The following is a 3,662-nucleotide window of genomic DNA, read 5'->3' as shown; positions in this document are numbered from 1 at the left end:
TCAAACATCCTTTTCGGATGAAGGGTCGGGAGAAGCCGACATGGAATCGCAGTTGTGACATCGTGATCGGACTTTTACTCAGTGATTTTCAGCGTGTTGGATCATCGGATGAAGAGGCGATGGTGATCGAATCCTTTCGCGACAAAAGTGTAGAGGAGGTGTACCATGCCCTCTACCGTGAGAGTGATGAGGGGGAAGGAACACCCGATGAGGAGAACCCAACACAGCAAAAGATGGATATTATTGAACATGAGGGGGATAGTCAGGTCGCTGAGGAAGAACTCGATGCATTGATCATCCAAGCGATGGGTGCAGCACGTAAGCAGGGGAATATCCCAGCATCGTTGCTGGAAATGTTCGACGAGATCACCAAGCCTTCTATTGATTTGCACACGCTCTTGCACTCCTACATGACAGAGAGTTTTTTCGATAAAGAGTCCGATTTTTCCCGTCCCAACCGCCGCTTTATCCATCAGGGGCTTTATCTCCCCGGATACCGATTTGATCGTAATCGTCTGAGTTTTTTTATCTTTTTGGATCGCTCTATGAGTATTACTGGGGAAGTGTTTGCGAGGTTTTTAGGGATTATCGATTCTATTGTTAGAATGAGTCATGATTTTGAGGTGAGTGTGATCCCATTCGATGAGCGGGTTTATAGTGAAGAGAAAAAGAGCTACGACGCACAGGGGATATTACCTAATATTAGTTTTGCTAAAGGGAACGGTGGGACGCAGTTTAGCCCCGTTTTAGAGTATCTAAATGCCCATGCAGGGGAGAAGAACCTTGCAGTGATACTCAGTGATGGTTATTTTACGGTAGAGAAGGCTCCCGCTATGCAGACCCTCTTTTTACTGAGTGAAAAACAAAATTTAAAAAGGTTTGAGCGTTATGGGGACGTTGTCTACTTTGACCTATCGTGAGCACATTGAGGCTCTGAAAGACGATTTGGATTTTGAAGAGCAGGGCGATGCGATTTATCTAAACCATGAGAATGATGAAGCGCGGCTCTTGTGGGCATTTCACCGTCCTAGCGGTTCGCATCCACACCAAGTGGGGGATCGTAACGCCGAAGTGGCGATTATGGCGTTTAATCATTCACGTTTGGGGGCGTTGGAGCGGTTTACACGGCTTAACCCGCAGGTTATCGAAAACCCTGATCTTCGCCGTCATATTCGTAACCGTAGTCGGATGCTTTTTCGTGCATTGGTCGATAACGATTTTAGCGAATTACTGGAAGTATTGAATCTTTACCCTGTTTTTATCGATCAAGCATGTGATCAGATGATTAACGGTCGGATTTGGAATGAGAACTTTGCTTCAGCGCTTCGTGCGTCGCAGTTTTTAGAGATGGCGGATACTTATGTGGATGAGAAACTGTGTGAAGGAGTATTGCGTCGATTGAAGCCGGTTAAAGAGCTAACATTCGATGAAGCCAAGGCACTTTTGAGTGAGTTGGTAGATCAAGTACAAAAGTTGCATGATGTAATTAAAGCGCATTACTGTGTGGAGTTTGAAACGTGGCTTTCACGTGAAAAGCTCCATCCGCTTCAGAATATCGTACTGACAAAACAGATACATCAGTTAAAGGGTAATCATGAATGAATCAACACTGCGGGTCATGAGGGCGATTTTTGCCCTCAGTGACGAGATCGATTATAATATCTATGAAGCGGTCGATATTGCCGAATACGCGCAGATGAATACTGATGAGGTACATCGTATCATCAGCAATCTCTATGATGAAGGGTATTTGGGAGAGTGTATGACGGTGGAAGATGATGGGTATGATACTTTTTACCTCAACCGCAAAGGGCGCGCCCTTATAGGTATGGAGTGATGATCAAGCTCGTCGTCTTTTATGAAAAACCCTTTTGCGCCGCCAATGCTGCGCAAAAGCAGATATTACGTCAGAGTGGCTGTACCCTCATCGAGCGTAATCTTTTGGAACATGGTTTGGATGCTGAATCGTTACGCAGTTTTATGGGGGATAAAAAAGTACCCGATTGGTTTAACCCTGCCGCCCCTGCCATCAAAAATGGCGAAATCTTTCCCGAAACTCTGGATGAAGATTCTGCAATGGAGCTGTTGATGGCAAATCCGATTTTGATCCGCCGCCCGTTGATGGTGATCGGAACAGAGAAACTGTGCGGATTTGATGAGAAAAAAGTATCCGAAATTTTGGATCGTTATGTGGAAGCAATGCCGAAAATTAATTGTATGGAAAAAGGGTGTTTGGAGAAGATGCATTAACTACGGGCTGATTTTTTTGATTATAAGTTATATTGAAAATGACAGTGCTGATTAACTAGGATTTATGTAAAATTACATATATTAATATTAAGTTGATTTATCTTTGAAACCCGTGCAAGACCTTTCCTTTTTGAAGAACAAGTCAGTTCTGTATGCCGAAGACGATACGATAACACGTATGTATTTCCTAAAAACTTTAGGTCTATTTTTTAATAATGTACATGTGGCAGAAAACGGTGAACAGGCATATAGATTATACAAAGAAAATCGACCTGATATCCTAATTTGCGATATCAAAATGCCAAAATGTGATGGGATTTCTCTTGTCCGTTCCATTCGATGTGAAAATTATCAACTCCCCATCATCTTAATGACCAGTTTTACGGAACGTGATCTTCTAATCGATGCCGCTAATCTTTCGATAGATGGATATTTGGTTAAACCGATAATGTTGGAACAGCTCACGCAAACTCTCTCCAATGCTTTTAAGCGAATGAGTGGATCTACATCAACGTATAAATTAAGCGATGATGTTTTTTTAAATATAGAAAATTGTATACTCTCTTGCAACGGAATTTCTGTACCATTAGGGATAAAAGAGATGGAGCTTGTGTGCTTATTGGTCGCCAATAATTCCAAAATAGTTTCTAAAGAGGAAATTACCCATACTCTTTGGCCATTAGAATTTGTGCATGATTCAACGTTGAAAATGACGGTTGCACGACTGCGAAAAAAGATAGGTATAGATATCATTACATCTGTGCGTGGGTTCGGCTATCGTATCGATTTACCTAGTATCTAAAACATATGTTACCTGAAATTGCCAATATTAATATTTTTATTTTACTTATATTTAGCGGATATATTTTTGCCCTTTTTTTTCATCATCTAACCCTTTTTTCTTATACCAAAGAGCGAAGCTATCTTTATTTTTCTCTTTATGTTGTTGCCCTCTATGGAGGTATCGTTAGCGTCACTGATGGGATGGATGCTTCATGGGGGAGAGCATATGATCTGATTCCTCTATATCTTGAAACACTTTTGTTGCAATTTTATCATTTGAGTTTAATACTTTTTACACTTCATGTCAATGAAACCTATCGTCTATCACCTAAGCTAGCAAAATTTTCATGGGCAATTGCATTCGTAGTTGTTTTAGGAATAACATTTTTGATGATAGGAGAAGATGGGGTACTTCCAACCTCGATCTTTGTCATGATTGCATTCCTCTTTTCGTTGTATCTGACTTATCATTCGATGCGCTCTTCGATCAAACAATCAAAAGCTTATTTTTGGTCATTGTTTCCACTCTTTATCATTGCGGTGGCACATATCTGTGCCATTAACGGATTGATACCGTTGGTTAATGATCTATCCCCTGAAGTTGTAATTGGCACTATATGGCATATCTC

General features: G+C 41.2%; 6 protein-coding genes. All 6 read left to right on the top strand.

Going from position 1 to position 3,662, the window contains the following annotated elements:
* On the top strand, positions 1–920 hold a 920-nt coding region (locus tag WA010_RS08125), incomplete at its 5' end, for a DUF2201 family putative metallopeptidase (RefSeq protein WP_422556625.1).
* Positions 889–1,602 carry a hypothetical protein gene (locus tag WA010_RS08120; protein ID WP_422556624.1) on the top strand — a complete coding sequence of 238 codons (714 nt, stop codon included), beginning with the start codon at positions 889–891 and terminating at the stop codon, positions 1,600–1,602. The genes WA010_RS08125 and WA010_RS08120, both read left to right, overlap by 32 nt.
* On the top strand, positions 1,595–1,837 hold the full coding sequence (locus WA010_RS08115) for a hypothetical protein (RefSeq protein ID WP_422556623.1): 243 nt from the start codon (positions 1,595–1,597) through the stop codon (positions 1,835–1,837). The genes WA010_RS08120 and WA010_RS08115 overlap by 8 nt, the downstream gene beginning before the upstream one ends.
* Positions 1,837–2,250 (top strand): ArsC/Spx/MgsR family protein, encoded by a 414-nt coding sequence (locus WA010_RS08110; RefSeq protein WP_422556626.1) that lies wholly within the window; start codon positions 1,837–1,839, stop codon positions 2,248–2,250. The genes WA010_RS08115 and WA010_RS08110 overlap by 1 nt, the downstream gene beginning before the upstream one ends.
* A 112-nt stretch (positions 2,251–2,362) precedes the next feature.
* Positions 2,363–3,052 (top strand): response regulator transcription factor, encoded by a 690-nt coding sequence (locus tag WA010_RS08105; RefSeq protein WP_422556622.1) that lies wholly within the window; start codon positions 2,363–2,365, stop codon positions 3,050–3,052.
* Positions 3,053–3,057: 5 nt separating this feature from the next.
* Positions 3,058–3,662: 7TM diverse intracellular signaling domain-containing protein (locus tag WA010_RS08100; RefSeq protein ID WP_422556621.1), on the top strand; the 605-nt coding region annotated here is incomplete at its 3' end.

It is taken from the genome of Sulfuricurvum sp., assembly GCF_049305995.1.
In the GTDB taxonomy this organism is placed as follows: domain Bacteria; phylum Campylobacterota; class Campylobacteria; order Campylobacterales; family Sulfurimonadaceae; genus Sulfuricurvum.
Note: the sequence above shows the minus strand (reverse complement) of the source record. Positions and strands in the feature narration are given on the sequence as shown.